Source organism: Streptomyces sp. NTD91 (assembly GCF_059510455.1).
Genome location: NZ_JCAJZW010000002.1, coordinates 353,785 through 371,628 on the forward strand (window position 1 = coordinate 353,785; position 17,844 = coordinate 371,628).

The 17,844-nt window shown below is 68.3% G+C and carries 13 protein-coding genes and 1 tRNA gene; 3 read left to right on the forward strand and 11 right to left on the reverse strand.

Going from position 1 to position 17,844, the window contains the following annotated elements; genetic code table 11:
• Positions 1-101: 101 nt before the first annotated feature.
• From AC5WRT_RS04325 to AC5WRT_RS04370, 10 genes are all read right to left on the reverse strand, one after another.
• Positions 102-4,001, reverse strand: a complete 3,900-nt coding sequence (locus AC5WRT_RS04325; RefSeq protein WP_496099932.1) for a DNA-directed RNA polymerase subunit beta' — start codon at positions 3,999-4,001, stop codon at positions 102-104.
• A 97-nt stretch (positions 4,002-4,098) separates the two neighbouring features.
• Complete coding sequence (gene rpoB, locus AC5WRT_RS04330) at positions 4,099-7,584, reverse strand: DNA-directed RNA polymerase subunit beta (protein WP_496093041.1); 3,486 nt, start codon at positions 7,582-7,584, stop codon at positions 4,099-4,101.
• Positions 7,585-8,162: 578 nt separating this feature from the next.
• Positions 8,163-8,549, reverse strand: a complete 387-nt coding sequence (gene rplL, locus AC5WRT_RS04335) for a 50S ribosomal protein L7/L12 (protein WP_496093042.1) — start codon at positions 8,547-8,549, stop codon at positions 8,163-8,165.
• 111 nt (positions 8,550-8,660) lie between these two features.
• Positions 8,661-9,191, reverse strand: a complete 531-nt coding sequence (rplJ, locus tag AC5WRT_RS04340; RefSeq protein WP_496093043.1) for a 50S ribosomal protein L10 — start codon at positions 9,189-9,191, stop codon at positions 8,661-8,663.
• A 510-nt stretch (positions 9,192-9,701) separates the two neighbouring features.
• Entirely contained in the window at positions 9,702-10,634 is a 933-nt protein-coding gene (locus tag AC5WRT_RS04345; protein ID WP_496093044.1) for an SCO4651 family lipoprotein, read from the reverse strand.
• A gap of 192 nt (positions 10,635-10,826) precedes the next feature.
• Positions 10,827-11,552 (reverse strand): 50S ribosomal protein L1, encoded by a 726-nt coding sequence (gene rplA, locus AC5WRT_RS04350; protein WP_496093045.1) that lies wholly within the window; start codon positions 11,550-11,552, stop codon positions 10,827-10,829.
• 100 nt (positions 11,553-11,652) lie between these two features.
• The gene (rplK, locus tag AC5WRT_RS04355; protein ID WP_031167035.1) at positions 11,653-12,087 is read right to left on the reverse strand and encodes a 50S ribosomal protein L11; all 435 of its coding nucleotides are present in this window, start codon (positions 12,085-12,087) and stop codon (positions 11,653-11,655) included.
• A gap of 185 nt (positions 12,088-12,272) precedes the next feature.
• Complete coding sequence (gene nusG, locus AC5WRT_RS04360; protein ID WP_496093046.1) at positions 12,273-13,136, reverse strand: transcription termination/antitermination protein NusG; 864 nt, start codon at positions 13,134-13,136, stop codon at positions 12,273-12,275.
• An 80-nt stretch (positions 13,137-13,216) separates the two neighbouring features.
• Entirely contained in the window at positions 13,217-13,504 is a 288-nt protein-coding gene (secE, locus tag AC5WRT_RS04365) for a preprotein translocase subunit SecE (protein WP_023547417.1), read from the reverse strand.
• Positions 13,505-13,610: 106 nt separating this feature from the next.
• Positions 13,611-13,683 (reverse strand) — tRNA-Trp (locus tag AC5WRT_RS04370).
• Between the two features lie 261 nt (positions 13,684-13,944).
• Here AC5WRT_RS04370 and AC5WRT_RS04375 point away from each other — a divergent pair.
• Positions 13,945-15,171, forward strand: coding sequence for a pyridoxal phosphate-dependent aminotransferase (locus AC5WRT_RS04375; RefSeq protein WP_496093047.1), 1,227 nt, complete (start codon positions 13,945-13,947; stop codon positions 15,169-15,171).
• A gap of 125 nt (positions 15,172-15,296) precedes the next feature.
• Positions 15,297-16,337, forward strand: coding sequence for an adenosine deaminase (locus tag AC5WRT_RS04380; RefSeq protein ID WP_496093048.1), 1,041 nt, complete (start codon positions 15,297-15,299; stop codon positions 16,335-16,337).
• Positions 16,338-16,485: 148 nt separating this feature from the next.
• Here the strand turns inward: AC5WRT_RS04380 and AC5WRT_RS04385 are convergent, their stop codons facing one another.
• Positions 16,486-17,097 (reverse strand): TetR/AcrR family transcriptional regulator, encoded by a 612-nt coding sequence (locus AC5WRT_RS04385; RefSeq protein WP_496093049.1) that lies wholly within the window; start codon positions 17,095-17,097, stop codon positions 16,486-16,488.
• A 114-nt stretch (positions 17,098-17,211) separates the two neighbouring features.
• On the opposite strand from AC5WRT_RS04385, the gene AC5WRT_RS04390 reads away from it, so the two are divergent.
• A complete protein-coding gene (locus tag AC5WRT_RS04390; RefSeq protein WP_496093050.1) occupies positions 17,212-17,844 on the forward strand; it encodes an NAD(P)-dependent oxidoreductase in 633 nt (210 codons plus the stop codon).

Consider the following 17,844-nt stretch of genomic DNA (forward strand, 5'->3'; position numbering starts at 1 on the left):
TTCCTTCCGGACACACCGGCTCCGGGCAGCGGGCTCCGGACACGCCGAAGGGCGGCCACCCCCCGCGAGGGAGTGGCCGCCCTTCAGGTCAAGCTGCCCGCCTACTGGTTGTACGGACCGTAGTCGTAGTCCTCCAGCGGAACGGCCTGCCCGGAGCCGGTGCCGAACGGCGAGTAGTCGATGTCGTCGTAGCCGACGGCCGAGTACATCGCGGCCTTGGCCTCCTCGGTCGGCTCGACCCGGATGTTGCGGTAGCGGGACAGGCCCGTACCGGCCGGGATGAGCTTACCGATGATGACGTTCTCCTTGAGGCCGATCAGGGAGTCGGACTTGGCGTTGATCGCCGCGTCCGTCAGGACCCTGGTCGTCTCCTGGAAGGAGGCCGCGGAGAGCCACGACTCCGTCGCCAGCGAGGCCTTGGTGATACCCATCAGCTGCGGACGACCGGAGGCCGGGTGACCGCCCTCCTGGACCACACGACGGTTCTCCTGCTCGAAGCGGGAGCGCTCGACCAGCTCGCCGGGCAGCAGCTCGGCGTCGCCGGACTCGATGATCGTCACACGGCGCAGCATCTGCCGGATGATGATCTCGATGTGCTTGTCGTGGATCGACACACCCTGCGAGTTGTAGACCTTCTGGACCTCGCCCACCAGGTGGACCTGGACGGCACGCTGGCCCAGGATGCGCAGCACGTCGTGCGGGTTGGTGGCGCCCACGGTGAGCTGCTGGCCCACCTCGACGTGCTCGCCCTCGCTGACCAGGACCTTCGCACGCTTGGAGATCGGGTACGACGTCTCGTCGCTGCCGTCGTCCGGGGTGACGATGATCTTCTTGGTCTTCTCGGTCTCCTCGATGCGGACACGGCCGCTCGCCTCGGAGATCGGGGCGACACCCTTCGGGGTACGGGCCTCGAAGAGCTCGACGACACGCGGCAGACCCTGGGTGATGTCGTCACCGGCCACACCACCGGTGTGGAAGGTACGCATCGTCAGCTGGGTACCGGGCTCACCGATGGACTGGGCGGCGATGATGCCGACCGCCTCACCGATGTCGACCAGCTTGCCGGTGGCGAGCGAACGGCCGTAGCACATGGCGCAGGTGCCGACGGCGGACTCGCAGGTCAGGACCGAGCGGGTCTTGACCGTCTCGACACCGTGCTTGACCAGCTCGTCGATGAGCACGTCGCCGAGGTCGGTACCGGCCGGGGCCAGCACCTTGCCGTCGACCACGATGTCCTCGGCGAGGCAGCGCGCGTACACGGACGTCTCGACGTTGCCCGTCTTGCGCAGGACGCCGTCCTCGCCGCGCTCGGCGATCGCCAGCTTGAGGCCACGGTCGGTGCCGCAGTCCTCCTCGCGGATGATGACGTCCTGGGAGACGTCGACCAGACGACGGGTGAGGTAACCCGAGTCGGCCGTACGCAGAGCGGTGTCCGCCAGACCCTTACGGGCACCGTGCGTGGAGATGAAGTACTCCAGCACGGACAGGCCCTCACGGAACGACGCCTTGATCGGACGCGGAATCGTCTCGTTCTTCGCGTTCGACACCAGACCACGCATACCGGCAATCTGACGCATCTGCATCATGTTGCCTCGTGCACCCGAGTTCACCATCATGAAGATCGGGTTGGTCTTCGGGAAGTTCTCGTTCATCGCCTCGGCGACCTCGTTGGTCGCCTTGGTCCAGATCGCGATGAGCTCCTGCGTGCGCTCGTCCTTGGTGATCAGACCGCGCTCGTACTGCTTCTGGACCTTCTCGTCCTGCGCCTCGTAGCCCTTGACGATCTCCTTCTTCGCCTCGGGGACGACGACGTCGGAGATGGCCACGGTGACACCGGAACGGGTGGCCCAGTAGAAGCCGGCCGCCTTCAGGTTGTCGAGCGTCGCCGCCACGATGACCTTCGGGTAGCGCTCGGCGAGGTCGTTGACGATCTCGGAGAGCTGCTTCTTGCCGACCTCGTAGTCGACGAACGGGTAGTCCTCGGGCAGCAACTCGTTGAAGAGCGCGCGGCCCAGCGTGGTGTTCAACCGGAAGCTGTCACCCTGCTGCCACTCCGGCTCGCCCTCCTCGCGCGCCGGCGGGGTCCAGCCGCGCGGCGGGATGGTGCCCACCGGGAAGCGGATGTCCACGCGCGACTGCAGCGACAGCTCGCCGGCGTCGAAGGCCATGATCGCCTCGGCCACGGACGCGAACGAGCGGCCCTCGCCCTTGACGTCGCGCATCTCGCCGTCGGTGGTGAGGAAGAACAGACCGAGGACCATGTCCTGGGTCGGCATCGTCACCGGACGGCCGTCGGCCGGCTTGAGGATGTTGTTCGAGGACAGCATCAGGATGCGGGCCTCGGCCTGCGCCTCAGCGGACAGCGGCAGGTGCACGGCCATCTGGTCACCGTCGAAGTCCGCGTTGAACGCGGTGCAGACGAGCGGGTGGATCTGGATGGCCTTGCCCTCGACCAGCTGCGGCTCGAAGGCCTGGATGCCCAGGCGGTGCAGGGTGGGCGCACGGTTCAGCAGCACCGGGTGTTCGGCGATGACCTCTTCGAGGACGTCGTACACGACGGTGCGGCCACGCTCGACCATGCGCTTGGCCGACTTGATGTTCTGCGCGTGGTTCAGGTCGACCAGGCGCTTCATCACGAACGGCTTGAACAGCTCCAGCGCCATCGCCTTCGGCAGACCGCACTGGTGCAGCTTCAGCTGCGGACCGACGACGATCACGGAACGCGCCGAGTAGTCGACACGCTTGCCGAGGAGGTTCTGACGGAAACGGCCCTGCTTACCCTTCAGCATGTCGCTGAGGGACTTCAGCGGACGGTTGCCGGGGCCCGTGACCGGGCGGCCGCGCCGGCCGTTGTCGAAGAGGGCGTCAACGGCCTCCTGAAGCATGCGCTTCTCGTTGTTGACGATGATCTCGGGCGCACCGAGGTCGAGCAGCCTCTTCAGACGGTTGTTGCGGTTGATGACACGGCGGTACAGGTCGTTCAGGTCGGAGGTCGCGAAGCGGCCACCGTCCAGCTGCACCATGGGACGCAGGTCCGGCGGGATGACCGGGACGCAGTCCAGGACCATGCCCTTGGGGCTGTTGGACGTCTGCAGGAACGCGGAGACGACCTTCAGGCGCTTGAGGGCACGGGTCTTCTTCTGGCCCTTGCCGGTGCGGATGATCTCGCGGAGACGCTCGGCCTCCTCCTCGAGGTCGAAGGACTCCAGGCGCTTCTGCAGCGCCGCGGCACCCATCGAGCCGTCGAAGTACGTGCCGAAGCGGTCGCGCAGCTCGCGGTAGAGCAGCTCGTCGCCCTCGAGGTCCTGGACCTTGAGGTTCTTGAACCGGTTCCACACCTCGTCGAGGCGGTCGATCTCGCGCTGCGCGCGGTCGCGCAGCTGCTTCATCTCGCGCTCGGCACCCTCGCGCACCTTGCGGCGCACGTCGGCCTTGGCGCCCTCGGCCTCCAGCTCGGCCAGGTCGGACTCGAGCTTCTTGGCGCGGGCCTCCAGGTCGGCGTCCCGGCGGTTCTCGATCTGCTGGCGCTCGACCGAGACGTGCGCCTCCAGGGAGGGCAGGTCGCGGGTACGGCGCTCCTCGTCGACGTACGTGATCATGTACGCGGCGAAGTAGATGACCTTCTCGAGGTCCTTCGGCGCCAGGTCCAGCAGGTAGCCGAGGCGCGAGGGGACACCCTTGAAGTACCAGATGTGCGTGACGGGCGCGGCCAGCTCGATGTGGCCCATCCGCTCACGGCGCACCTTGGCGCGCGTGACCTCGACGCCACAGCGCTCGCAGATGATGCCCTTGAAGCGGACGCGCTTGTACTTGCCGCAGTAGCACTCCCAGTCCCGGGTGGGGCCGAAGATCTTCTCGCAGAAGAGGCCGTCCTTTTCGGGCTTCAGGGTGCGGTAGTTGATGGTCTCCGGCTTCTTGACCTCGCCGTGGCTCCACTGGCGGATGTCGTCAGCGGTGGCCAGACCGATCCGGAGCTCGTCGAAGAAGTTGACGTCGAGCACTATGCGTCAATCCCTCTCAGGGTTGTAAGTCTGTGGTCTGAAACGGGGGCCTGGGGGTCGGCGGGGCCCTGTGGGTGAGGGCCCCGCCGGACTCCCGTCAGACCTCTTCGACGCTGCTCGGCTCGCGCCGGGACAGGTCGATGCCGAGCTCCTCCGCAGCGCGGAAGACGTCCTCGTCGGTGTCACGCATCTCGATGGACATACCGTCGCTGGACAGCACCTCCACGTTCAGGCAGAGCGACTGCATCTCCTTGATGAGCACCTTGAAGGACTCGGGGATGCCGGGCTCGGGGATGTTCTCGCCCTTGACGATGGCCTCGTAGACCTTCACGCGGCCGGTGACGTCGTCGGACTTGATGGTCAGCAGCTCCTGGAGGGCGTACGCGGCGCCGTAGGCCTCGAGTGCCCACACCTCCATCTCACCGAACCGCTGGCCACCGAACTGGGCCTTACCACCGAGCGGCTGCTGGGTGATCATCGAGTACGGGCCGGTCGAGCGGGCGTGCAGCTTGTCGTCGACCAGGTGGTGCAGCTTCAGGATGTACATGTAGCCGACCGAGATCGGGTCCGGGAACGGCTCACCGGAGCGGCCGTCGAACAGCCGGGCCTTGCCGGACGGCAGGACCATGCGGTCGCCGTCGCGGTTCGGCAGGGTGTTCTCCAGCAGACCCGCCAGCTCGTCCTCGCGGGCACCGTCGAAGACCGGGGTGGCGACGTTGGTGCGCGGGGCGACCTTGTCGGCACCGATGACCTGCAGGCGCTGCGCCCACTCGTCGGCGAGTCCGGAGACGTCCCAACCCTGGCTGGCGAGCCAGCCGAGGTGGATCTCCAGGACCTGTCCCGGGTTCATTCGGGACGGCACACCCAGCGGGTTCAGGATGATGTCGACCGGAGTCCCGTCCTCGAGGAACGGCATGTCCTCGATGGGCAGGATCTTGGAGATGACACCCTTGTTGCCGTGCCGGCCGGCGAGCTTGTCACCGTCGGTGATCTTGCGCTTCTGCGCGACGTAGACGCGGACCAGCTGGTTCACGCCCGGCGGCAGCTCGTCGCCCTCCTCACGGTCGAAGACGCGCACGCCGATGACCTTGCCGGTCTCGCCGTGCGGCACCTTCAGCGAGGTGTCACGGACCTCACGCGCCTTCTCACCGAAGATCGCGCGCAGCAGACGCTCCTCGGGGGTCAGCTCGGTCTCACCCTTCGGGGTGACCTTGCCGACGAGGATGTCACCGGCGATGACCTCGGCGCCGATGCGGATGATGCCGCGCTCGTCGAGGTCGGCGAGGACCTCCTCGGAGACGTTCGGGATGTCCCGGGTGATCTCCTCGGGGCCGAGCTTGGTGTCACGGGCGTCGACCTCGTGCTCCTCGATGTGGATCGAGGAGAGGACGTCGTCCTGCACGAGGCGCTGCGACAGGATGATCGCGTCCTCGTAGTTGTGACCCTCCCACGGCATGAACGCCACGAGCAGGTTCTTGCCGAGGGCCATCTCGCCGTTCTGGGTGGCCGGGCCGTCGGCCAGCACCTGGCCGGTGACGACGCGGTCGCCCTCGTTGACGATGACCTTCTGGTTGACCGAGGTGCCCTGGTTGGACCGGGAGAACTTGGCCAGGCGGTACGTGATGTACGTGCCGTCGTCGTTGGCGGTGGTGATGTAGTCCGCGGAGACCTCCTGGACCACACCGTCCTTCTCGGCCTTGACCACGTCGCCGGCGTCGACCGCGGAGCGGTACTCCATGCCGGTGCCGACGAGCGGGGCCTCCGACTTAATCAGCGGCACGGCCTGACGCATCATGTTCGCACCCATGAGGGCACGGTTGGCGTCGTCGTGCTCGAGGAAGGGGATCATGGCGGTCGCGACCGACACCATCTGGCGCGGCGAGACGTCCATGTAGTCCACGTCCTCGGGGCCGACGTAGTCGACCTCGCCGCCACGGCGGCGGACCAGCACGCGGGCCTCGGCGAACCGCATCTCGTCGGTCAGCGGCGCGTTGGCCTGCGCGATGACGAAGCGGTCCTCCTCGTCGGCGGTCAGGTAGTCCACCTCGTCGGTGACCTGGCCGTCGACGACCTTGCGGTACGGCGTCTCGATGAAACCGAACGCGTTGACCCGGCCGTAGGAGGCCAGCGAGCCGATCAGACCGATGTTCGGGCCTTCCGGCGTCTCGATCGGGCACATGCGGCCGTAGTGCGAGGGGTGCACGTCACGGACCTCGAAGCCGGCCCGCTCACGGGAGAGACCACCCGGGCCGAGGGCGTTCAGACGACGCTTGTGCGTCAGCCCCGACAGCGGGTTGTTCTGGTCCATGAACTGGGACAGCTGCGAGGTGCCGAAGAACTCCTTGATCGACGCCACGACCGGGCGGATGTTGATCAGGGTCTGCGGCGTGATCGCCTCGACGTCCTGGGTGGTCATGCGCTCGCGCACGACGCGCTCCATACGGGCGAGACCCGTGCGGACCTGGTTCTGGATCAGCTCGCCGACGCTGCGGATGCGGCGGTTGCCGAAGTGGTCGATGTCGTCGGTCTCGACCATGATGGTCCGGCCCGACGCGCCCAGCGTCTCGGTCTCGCCGGCGTGCAGCTTCACCAGGTACTTGATGGTGGCGATGATGTCCTCGGTGGTGAGCACGCCGGCGTCCAGCGGCTCGTCCGCACCGAGCTTCTTGTTGACCTTGTAGCGGCCGACCTTGGCGAGGTCGTAGCGCTTGGGGTTGAAGTAGAGGTTCTCCAGCAGCGTCTGCGCGGCCTCACGCGTGGGGGGCTCGCCCGGACGCAGCTTGCGGTAGATGTCGAGCAGCGCGTCGTCCTGGCCCTGAGTGTGGTCCTTCTCCAGGGTGGCGCGCATGGACTCGTACTCGCCGAACTCCTCGAGGATCTGCTCGGTCGTCCAGCCGAGCGCCTTCAGCAGCACGGTGACCGACTGCTTGCGCTTGCGGTCGATGCGGACACCGACCATGTCGCGCTTGTCGATCTCCATCTCCAGCCAGGCGCCCCGGGACGGGATGATCTTGGCGGAGAAGATGTCCTTGTCGGACGTCTTGTCGATGGTGGAGTCGAAGTAGACACCGGGGGAACGGACCAGCTGGGACACGACGACACGCTCGGTGCCGTTGATGACGAAAGTGCCCTTGTTCGTCATGAGCGGGAAGTCGCCCATGAAGACCGTCTGGGACTTGATCTCACCGGTCTCGTTGTTGGTGAACTCGGCGGTGACGAAGAGCGGGGCGGCGTACGTGAAGTCGCGCTCCTTGCACTCGTCGATGGAGTTCTTCGGCGGCTCGAAGCGGTGGTCCCGGAACGTCAGGGACATCGACCCGGAGAAGTCCTCGATCGGGGAGATCTCCTCGAAGATCTCCTCGAGGCCGGACTTGGTGGGGACGTCCTGACCGTTCTCCAGAGCCTCCTCGACCCGACTCTGCCAGGCGGTGTTGCCGAGCAGCCAGTCAAAGCTCTCGGTCTGCAGCGCGAGCAGGTTCGGAACCTCAAGAGGCTCCTTGATCTTTGCAAAGGAGATGCGCAGCGGGGCGGTGCTGGCGCCGTTGTTCATATTCGCGGTCGAGGCATTGCGCGAGGCGGCCAAGAGGGGGTCCTTCCGAGGGCTCGGACTCACTACGCGCGTACCGGCCCCTCCCCCGTACACAGAGACAGGAACCCCAGGTCGAAGGGGCTTTTGTCGTCAGTGCTCGAGTGAGGGCAGACCCCTGGTGACGGGCAGGGGACAGCTAACAGGCAGCGCAAAGGGTCAGTGTAGCCACTTGGCACACTGATGTCCAGTGCGGGTTGTTCGAGACCCTCGCTGTGCTCACCGCTCTTGTCAACGCCCTCGGCATGCTGCCCTCAACGCACGTTGATACTGCCCTCTTCGCCGTCGATCCATGCCTCGGATTCGGATCCTTGTGACGACGCGTCCTGAGAATTGCGCGCTGCGTGCGGTTCGTCAAGGGCCCCCAGCCGGAACCCGGCCGTCCGGAGACACGACGAAGATCACCTTACCCCTCAAGAACACAGGTGCAAGGCAGGCCGGGCCGGGCCCCGGGGAGCGCCGAAGGGCGACCACCCGGATGGATGATCGCCCTTCGGTGCGGTCGCGTTACAGCCCCGGGGGGTCGTGTTCGGCGCGCAGCCGGGTCCTGCCGTCCTCGCAGGACCCGGAAGGTCTTACTTGACCTCGACGGAGGCGCCGGCGCCCTTGAGGGCCTCGGCGGCCTTGTCGGCCTGCTCCTTGTTGACCTTCTCGAGGACCGGCTTCGGGGTGCCGTCGACGAGGTCCTTGGCCTCCTTCAGACCCAGCGAGGTCAGCTCACGCACGACCTTGATGACCTGGATCTTCTTCTCGCCGGCGCCGGTGAGGATGACGTCGAACTCGTCCTTCTCCTCCTCGGCCTCGGCGGCCGGGGCGCCCGGGACGCCGGCCATCATGACCGGGGCAGCGGCGGCGGCGGTGACGTCGAACTTCTCCTCGAAGGCCTTCACGAACTCGGAGAGCTCGATGAGGGTCATCTCCTCGAACTGCGCGAGCAGGTCTTCCTGGCTGAGCTTCGCCATGATGGCGGTCCTTCCACTCAAATCGGCAGGTGCCGGATGTACTGGGTAAGGCGGGCGTACGTCGGCCCGCTGCGACCCGCGCCGGTGGTACGGGTCAGAAAGCGAGCCGAATTACTCGGCACCGCCCTGCTCGGCCTGCTTGGCGCGCAGCGCGTCCACGGTGCGGACGAGCTTCGACGGCAGCGCCTGGAAGACGGAGGCAGCCTGGGACTGCTTCGCCTTGAAGGCACCGGCCAGCTTGCTGAGCAGAACCTCGCGGGACTCGAGGTCCGCAAGCTTCTTGATCTCGTCGGCGGACAGCGCCTTGCCGTCAAGGACACCGCCCTTGATGACGAGATTCGGGTTGTCCTTGGCGAAGTCACGGAGACCCTTCGCCGACTCCACCGGGTCACCGGTGACGAAGGCGACGGCCGTCGGACCAGCGAAGAGCCGGTCGTCCAGCGTGATCCCGGCCTCGTTGGCCGCAATCTTGGTCAGCGTGTTCTTCACCACGGCGTACTGGGCGTTCTCACCGAGCGACCGGCGCAGCGTCTTGAGCTGCGCCACGGTGAGACCGCGGTACTCGGTCAGCACGGCGGCGTTCGAGTTGCGGAACTTGTCCGTCAGCTCGGCAACCGCGGCAGCCTTGTCGGGCCTCGCCATAGAGCCTCGGCCTCCTTCCGGGTGATTCGGACCGCGCGGACCCGAAGGAGGACTGGGGAAAACGAAACGCCCCGGCGCAGGCGCTCGGGGCGGACTCGACCGGTCGCACACACGCTCGACGCGCGCGCTCCGGGAGCTCTTCCACTGTCACCTGCGCGGGTCGCCCACTTTTCAGCGGATCCTTCGGCCACCGCACCCTCACTCGGAGCGCGCGGCAACGACCAGCGGTCTTTGGCTTCTGGAAGAGAGTAAGGGACCGGGGCACCGTCGAGCAAATCGGTCGCTACGGCGCCCCCGGCCCCGGGGGGTTCGGCCGCCGTGTCCCGGCGGGCAGGACACCGCACCCCGGACGGATCCGCGCCGACCACGCCGACCCGGCGGGGTGCGGGGCGCCGGGCAGGGCGTCTCAGCCCCGCACAGCGGGCGCGCCGCCCTGCCCGGCGCCCGGCCGCCCGGCGAGGGCGGCACCGGCGCGGACGGTACGGCGGCGAGGAACCCCGTGCGGCCGGCTCAGGACGTGATGCCGGTGCCGGAACCGCTCGACGTGTTCCCCGATCCGGCGGTGCCGAGGGACTTCATCAGGTCCTTGAAGTCCTTGGTGTCGCTCGCCGGCGGCGCCTCGGCGGAGACCGGGACGCCGTAGTCGCTGTAGTAGGCGGTGCTGTCCAGGACGCCGTGGGCGGTGTTCGCCTTCTCGGTCTTCTTGACCAGCAGGTTCTGGTCGTTGATCCAGATGTCGACGGCATCGGTGGTGATGCCCGCCTGGTTCAGCTGCTTCTTCAGGGCCGCCAGCTGGTCCGCGCTGAGGTTGCTGCTCCGGCCCGCGAGGTCGGCGACGTTGACCGTGCCCGCGTAGTGCCGGGTGTGGACGCCGGCGACGGTCTCCTCGCCGACCTTCTTCACGTCGCCGGAGGCCAGCAGCATCTTCACGGACTGGTTCGGCGTCGAGGTCTGCGCCTGGTCCTTCAGGTACGAGCCGGAAGCGCCGCTGAACTTGGCGAGGTCGTCGTAGCCGTACCGGATCCAGTGCTTGCCGCCCGCCTCCTGGGCGAACTGGTCGCTCATCTTGGCGTAGTAGGCGTCCGGCAGATAGCGGGCCTGCATCGACCTGGTGCCGGCCTTGCTCATCATCTCGGCCATCTGCCCACCGGTGTAGGTGATGGTGAGGTTGCCCTTGAGTCCGTGGCCCCAGGTGAGCGCGCCGTTCGCGGTCATCGACATCAGGTCGCCGAGCGACGTGGTGCCCCGCACCTTGGCGGAGTCGGCCTTGTTCGTGGACTGCTCGGCGGAGCGCAGCGCGGCGATGGGGCTGACGTTGATCGCGCCGCCGCCGGCCGCCTTGGCGTCCTTTCCGGAACCCGAGGAGCCGCACGCGGCCACCCCGGTCAGCGCGGCCACCACCGCCACGGAAAGACCCATCCGGCGCGCCGTCGTGCTCTTCATCTTGTCCTACCCCCATGAAAGTCGAGTGCCTGCACCGTAGACCAGGCCACTGACAGTTGTCCGACAGGCCGTGCAAAGAAAGCCGTACGACGAAAGGCCGTACAGAGAAAGGACGGGCCCCGCACCTGAAAGGTTGCAGGGCCCGCCCTCATTCGCGCGTACCTGACGCGGCTACCGGGGTGAGCGGACGGCTCAGGCGGCGGCCGGGTCCTCCTCGACGAGGAGGTTGCGGGTGCGGTTCGGGTCGACCGGGATGCCGGGGCCCATCGTGGTGGTGATGGCGGCCTTCTTGATGTAGCGGCCCTTGGCGGCGGACGGCTTCAGACGGAGGATCTCCTCCAGCGCGGCGCCGTAGTTCTCCACCAGCTTGGAGTCGTCGAAGGACGCCTTGCCGATGATGAAGTGCAGGTTCGAGTGCTTGTCGACGCGGAACTCGATCTTGCCGCCCTTGATGTCGGTGACGGCCTTGGCGGTGTCGGGGGTGACGGTGCCGGTCTTCGGGTTCGGCATCAGACCACGCGGGCCGAGGACGCGGCCGAGGCGGCCGACCTTGCCCATGAGGTCCGGGGTGGCGACGACGGCGTCGAAGTCCAGACGGCCCTTCGCGACCTCGTCGATCAGCTCGTCGGCGCCGACGATGTCGGCGCCCGCGGCACGCGCGGCCTCGGCACGGTCGCCGGTCGCGAAGACCAGGACCCGGGCGGTCTTACCGGTGCCGTGCGGAAGGTTCACGGTGCCACGGACCATCTGGTCGGCCTTGCGCGGGTCGACACCCAGACGGAAGGCGACCTCGACGGTGGCGTCGAACTTGGTCGTGGAGGTCTCCTTGGCGAGACGGACGGCCTCGAGCGGGGCGTACAGCTTCTCCCGGTCGACCTTGGCGTCCGCAGCGCGGAGAGCCTTGCTGCGCTTGCTCACAACTTGCTCCTGTGTGTTCTGAAAGGAGTCGTGGTCCCTGGGCCGAGCAGGCCCTGCCACGTGCGACCGGCTACGGCCGCATGACTGCTGGGGGTGGGGTTCAGCCCTCGACCGTGATGCCCATGGAGCGGGCGGTGCCGGCGATGATCTTCGACGCGGCGTCCAGGTCGTTCGCGTTGAGGTCGGGCATCTTGGTCTGGGCGATCTCGCGGACCTGCGCCTCGGTGATCTTGGCGACCTTGGTCTTGTGCGGCTCGCCGGAGCCCTTCTCGACACCAGCGGCCTTGAGGATCATCTTCGCGGCCGGCGGCGTCTTGGTGACGAAGGTGAAGGAGCGGTCCTCGTAGACCGTGATCTCCACCGGGATGACCCAGCCACGCTGCGACTCGGTCGCGGCGTTGTAGGCCTTGCAGAACTCCATGATGTTGACGCCGTGCTGGCCCAGCGCGGGGCCGACCGGCGGGGCCGGGTTCGCCGCACCGGCGTTGATCTGGAGCTTGATGAGCCCCGTGACCTTCTTCTTCTTGGGAGGCATAGCTCTCCGGGTCCTTTCAATCGGGTCCATGCCCGCGCGCGGATCGCGAACCTGACGCAGGCATACCGCACAACGATAACGGGTATGGATGTGCGGCTAAAAACCGCGCAGGTCAGACCGGCTGAGGACAGCCCGCCTGACCTGCGCGGAAGAGCGACGTCCAGAAAGGGACTGGTCCTTCTGGATCAGTTCTTCTGGATCTGGTCGAAGGAGAGCTCGACCGGCGTCTCGCGACCGAAGATCTCCACCAGGCCCTTGACCTTCTTCGAGTCGGGGTTGATCTCGTTGATGGTCGCCTGCAGCGTGGCGAACGGGCCGTCGGTGACGGTGACCGAGTCGCCGACCTCGAAGTCCAGCACCTGGACCTCGACCTTGCGCTGCGGGGCGGGCTTGCCCTCGGCCTCCGCGGCCTCGCGGGCGGCCTTCTCCTCGGCCTCCGGAGCGAGCATCTTGACGATCTCGTCCAGGGTCAGCGGGTACGGGTCGTAGGCGTTGCCGACGAAGCCGGTGACGCCCGGGGTGTTGCGGACGACGCCCCAGGACTCGTTGGTCAGGTCCATGCGGACCAGGACGTAACCCGGCAGCTTGTTCTGCTTGATCGTCTTGCGGTCGCCGTTCTTGATCTGGACGACCTCCTCCTGCGGCACCTCGGCCTGGAAGATGTAGTCCTCGACGTTCAGCGAGACGGCGCGCTGCTCCAGGTTGGTCTTCACGCGGTTCTCGTAACCGGCGTAGGTGTGGATGACGTACCACTCACCGGGCAGGGAACGCAGTTCCTCGCGCAGGGCCTCGACGGGGTCGACGGGCGCGGCCGGCTCCTCCTCGGCGGCTTCGGCCGCCTCGGCGGGGGCCTCCTCGCCGGCGTCCTCGTCCTCTTCGTCCTCGACGTTCAGGGCAGCCTCTTCGGCCGGCTCCCCCGCCTCGGCCTCGGCAGCCTCGAACTCGTCCTGCTCGTCCGCGCCCTCGACGATGTCGAGCTCGTCGTCCACCATCTCGGCAGCGGTCGCGCGCGACTCGGTGGCGTCGTCGTTCAGGTTCGGGTCAGACACGGTGGCTGCTTCTTCCTGGATACATAGGGGTGGAACATGCGAAAACGGGCGCCGGTACCACGGCGCCCTTCGCTCTTGGCTCAGCCGAAGACGTACTTGGCCGCGTGGTTGAGCCCATAGTCAATCACGGTCACCAGCGCGATCATGATGGCGACGAAGAAGATCACCACGGTGGTGTACGACGTCAGCTGGTTGCGCGTCGGCCAGACGACCTTGCGGAGCTCCGCGATGATCTGGCGGTAGAACGTGGCAAGGCGCTTCAGCGGGCCCTTCTTGGCACGCTTGCCGCCCTTGCGGGCCTTCTTCTTCGACTCGAGCGCCTCGTCCTGGGCGTCAGGCGTGTCGATGGAGCCCACGGCGTCCGTCATTGTCCTCACCTGATCCCGGGTCGTGGCCGTGCCGCGCCCGGTTTCTGAGCCGCACGGCGGTGCATTGCTGTACGTACATGCGCACACATCCTGGCGGTGTGTGTAGCAGGGCCGGAGGGACTTGAACCCCCAACCGCCGGTTTTGGAGACCGGTGCTCTACCAATTGAGCTACGACCCTTTGTGTGTCCCCCAACGTACCGCATCCGGACGGGTGCGCGGTGTGCACCGGCTCGGCGGTGGCTGCTGAAGGCCAACGAGGTGTGAGTGTACGTGGTCCGGGGCCCGGCGTCGAACAGAAAGGGCCCGTCCGGGGGCGGTCGGCGAAAGATCGTCCTGGCCGGGGGCCGGATTCGGACCCGTGTTCACGCTTCGACCCGTGGTTGTTCAGTCCGTGAAACCCGTGTGCCGGGGACATTTCCGGTCTGGAACGATGGGCTCCATGAGCGCTGCAACCCCACCCACCGAGCGCCGGGTCTCCGCCCGAGTCGGCGCGATCTCCGAGTCCGCCACCCTCGCCGTGGACGCCAAGGCCAAGGCCCTGAAGGCCGCCGGGCGTCCGGTGATCGGCTTCGGCGCCGGTGAGCCCGACTTCCCGACCCCGGACTACATCGTCGAGGCGGCCGTAGAGGCCTGCAGGAACCCGAAGTACCACCGCTACACGCCGGCCGGCGGCCTGCCCGAGCTGAAGGCCGCGATCGCCGCGAAGACGCTGCGCGACTCCGGCTGGGAGCCGGACGTCTCGCAGATCCTCGTCACCAACGGCGGCAAGCAGGCCATCTACGAGGCGTTCGCCGCGATCCTCGACCCGGGCGACGAGGTCGTCGTCCCGGCGCCGTACTGGACGACGTACCCCGAGTCGATCCGCCTGGCCGGCGGTGTCCCGGTGGAGGTCGTGGCCGACGAGACGACCGGCTACCGGGTCTCGGTCGAGCAGCTGGAGGCGGCACGCACCGAGAAGACCAAGGTCGTGCTCTTCGTCTCGCCGTCCAACCCGACCGGCGCGGTGTACTCCGAGGCCGAGACCGAGGCGATCGGCCGCTGGGCCCTGGAGAACGGCCTGTGGGTGCTGACGGACGAGATCTACGAGCACCTGGTCTACGGCGACGCCTCCGCGGTGTCCCTGCCGGCGCTGCTGCCCGAGCTGCGCGACAAGTGCGTCGTGGTCAACGGCGTGGCGAAGACGTACGCCATGACCGGCTGGCGCGTGGGCTGGGTCATCGGCCCGAAGGACGTCGTCAAGGCGGCGACCAACCTGCAGTCGCACGCCACCTCGAACGTCTCCAACGTGGCCCAGGTGGCCGCGCTCACGGCCGTCTCCGGGGACCTGACGGCCGTCGAGAAGATGCGCGAGGCCTTCGACCGGCGCCGCAGGACGATCGTGCGGATGCTCAACGAGATCGACGGCGTGGTGTGCCCGGAGCCCGAGGGCGCCTTCTACGCCTACCCGTCGGTCAAGGCCCTGCTCGGCAAGGAGATCCGCGGCAAGCGCCCGCAGGACACGGTCGAGCTGGCCGCGCTGATCCTGGAGGAGGCCGAGGTCGCGGTCGTCCCGGGCGAGGCCTTCGGCACGCCGGGCTATCTGCGGCTGTCGTACGCGCTGGGTGACGAGGACCTCGTCGAGGGCGTGAGCCGCATCCAGAAGCTGCTGGCGGAGGCCAGGGACTGAGTCGTCCGTTTCCGGACAGGGGCACCTCCGCAGGGTCGACGGGTGCCCCTGTTCGTTTGTGCGAGCAAGACCACGTACGGGGAAACGGCTACCGGTGGGACAGGTGATTACGGCAGGATCCTCGGATGGAGCGTGTACGTGACCTCTCTGAACTGCCGAAGGCCCATCTGCACCTGCACTTCACCGGTTCCATGCGACCGGGGACCGTCCTGGAACTGGCCGACAAGCACGGTGTGCGCCTGCCCGAGACCCTGACCGAGGCCCTCACCAGCGGCGAACCGCCGAAGCTGCGGGCCACGGACGAGCGGGGCTGGTTCCGTTTCCAGCGGCTGTACGACGCGGCGCGCTCCTGCCTGCGCACAGCGGAGGACATCCGGCGCCTGGTCCGGGAGGCCGCTCAGGAGGATCTGAAGGACGGCTCGGGCTGGCTGGAGATCCAGGTGGACCCGACGTCGTACGCGCCGCGCCTGGGCGGGCTGATCCCCACGCTGGAGATCATCCTGGACGCGGTGGAGACGACGTCCCGGGAGACCGGGCTCGGCATGCGGGTGCTGGTCGCCGCCAACCGCATGAAGCACCCGCTGGACGCCCGCACGCTGGCCCGTCTGGCGGTGCGGTACGCGGACCGCGGTGTGGTCGGCTTCGGGCTCTCCAACGACGAGCGGCGGGGCATGGCGCGGGACTTCGACCGGGCCTTCCACATCGCGCGCGAAGGCGGTCTGCTGTCGGCTCCGCACGGCGGCGAGCTGACCGGCCCGGCCTCCGTCCGGGACTGCCTGGACGACCTGTACGCCTCGCGGATCGGACACGGGGTGCGCGCGGCGGAGGACCCGCGGCTGCTGGAGCGGCTGGCCGACCGGCAGGTGACGTGCGAGGTGTGCCCGGCGTCGAACGTGGCGCTCGGCGTCTACGAGAAGCCGGAGGACGTACCGCTGCGCACGTTCTTCGACGCCGGTGTCCCGATGGCCCTCGGCGCCGACGACCCGCTGCTGTTCGGCTCCCGGCTGGCCGCCCAGTACGAGATCGCCCGTCGCGTCCACGGTTTCTCGGACCCCGAACTCGCCGAACTGGCCCGCCAGTCGGTGCGCGGCTCCGCGGCGCCGGAGGACGTCAAGGCGCGGCTGCTTCGGGGCGTGGACGACTGGCTGGCCGGCCCGGCAGCCTGAGGGGCCGTCGGGGCGTCGTCCGGCGTCCGAGGGCCTCGCCGCCGGGTGTCCGACGTGGGCATGGGGCGGGCCGGGGTCGCCCGGCAGGCAGGCCGATGCGGTCGCGAGCGCGCACGGCGGTGCGGGGCGGCACAGGGGGCGCGGCGTCTCATGCCGGGGGCGGCGCGACGGAGACTCCGCCCAGCAGCGTCCTCGCGAGCCGCGTCGCGAACTCGTCGACCGGCGGACGCTCTCCCGCGTCGGCCGCGTCGTAGGCGAACGCGCGCTGGGCACAGGCCCCCAGCAGCAGGGAGGCGGCGGCGAAGGTGTCGGCGTCGGCGCGGACCCGGCCGGCGGCCTGTTCGGCGCGGAGGTAGGCGTCCAGGTCCTGGATGGGCCGGTGCGGGCCGGCGCCGAGCTTGCGCAGGGCGTCGAAGTGGCGCTGTTTGAGCTTGGGCTCGGCGTACAGGGAGGCGGCGATCGGGAAGCTCTGCTCGTAGAAGAGGGCGGCCTGGCGGGCGATCCCGGTGAGGTTGTCCTCCAGGGTGCCCTGTCCCGGTTCGGCGACGAGGCTGCCGAGCAGAGGGGTGAGCCGGGGCAGCCGCTCGGCGAGGACGCGGACGAACAGCTCTTCCTTGCTGTCGAAGTACTTGTAGAGGGCCGCTTCGGAGCAGCCGGCCGCGCGGGCGATCTCCTTGGTGGTGGCGCGGGCGAGTCCGGCGGTGAGCATGAGCCCGTGGGCGGCGTCGAGGATGCGGACACGCGCCGGCTTCTGCTCCATGGGCGTCCAATCGGCTTGACGGATGAGTGAGTGCTTACCCACTCTAGAGGCAAGCAGTGGTGAGTGAACACTCACCCACCCATAACACTCACCCACCCATTCCGGGGAGCACACATGAACCTCACCGTTTTCGGCGCCACCGGCGGCATCGGCCGGGAGATCGTGCGCCAGGCGCTCGGCGCCGGGCACCGGGTCACCGCCGTCGTGCGCGATCCGGCCCGGCTCGACGTCAGGGGCGACACGCTGGAGGTGGTCCGCGCGGACCTGACCGACCCCGAGGAGCTGCGCGCGGCCGTCCGGGGCCGGGACGCGGTCCTGTCCGGTCTGGGGGCGCGCAGCCGCAAGGACGCCGGGGTCGCCACCCGGCTGACCCGTACGGTGCTGCGCGCCATGGAGGCGGAGGGCGTACGCCGGCTGCTCGTGGTCAGCGCCGGACCCGTCGGCCCCGCCCCCGAGCGCGCCGGTGCCCTGGACCGGGCCGCGCGCGGCCTGGTCTCGGCGATCCTCAAGGACGTCTACGCCGACCTGCGCGAGATGGAGGCCGAACTGGCCCGCAGCGGCACGGACTGGACGTCCGTACGGCCGCCGCGCCTGCAGAACAAGCCGCTCACCGGGCGCTACCGCAGTGTGGTCGGCGGCTTCCCGCCCGACGGCCGCTTCATCGCGCGCGCCGACGTGGCTCACGCGATGCTGGCGATGATCGACGACACGGGGACGGTGAAGCAGGGGGTGGGGGTGGCGTACTGA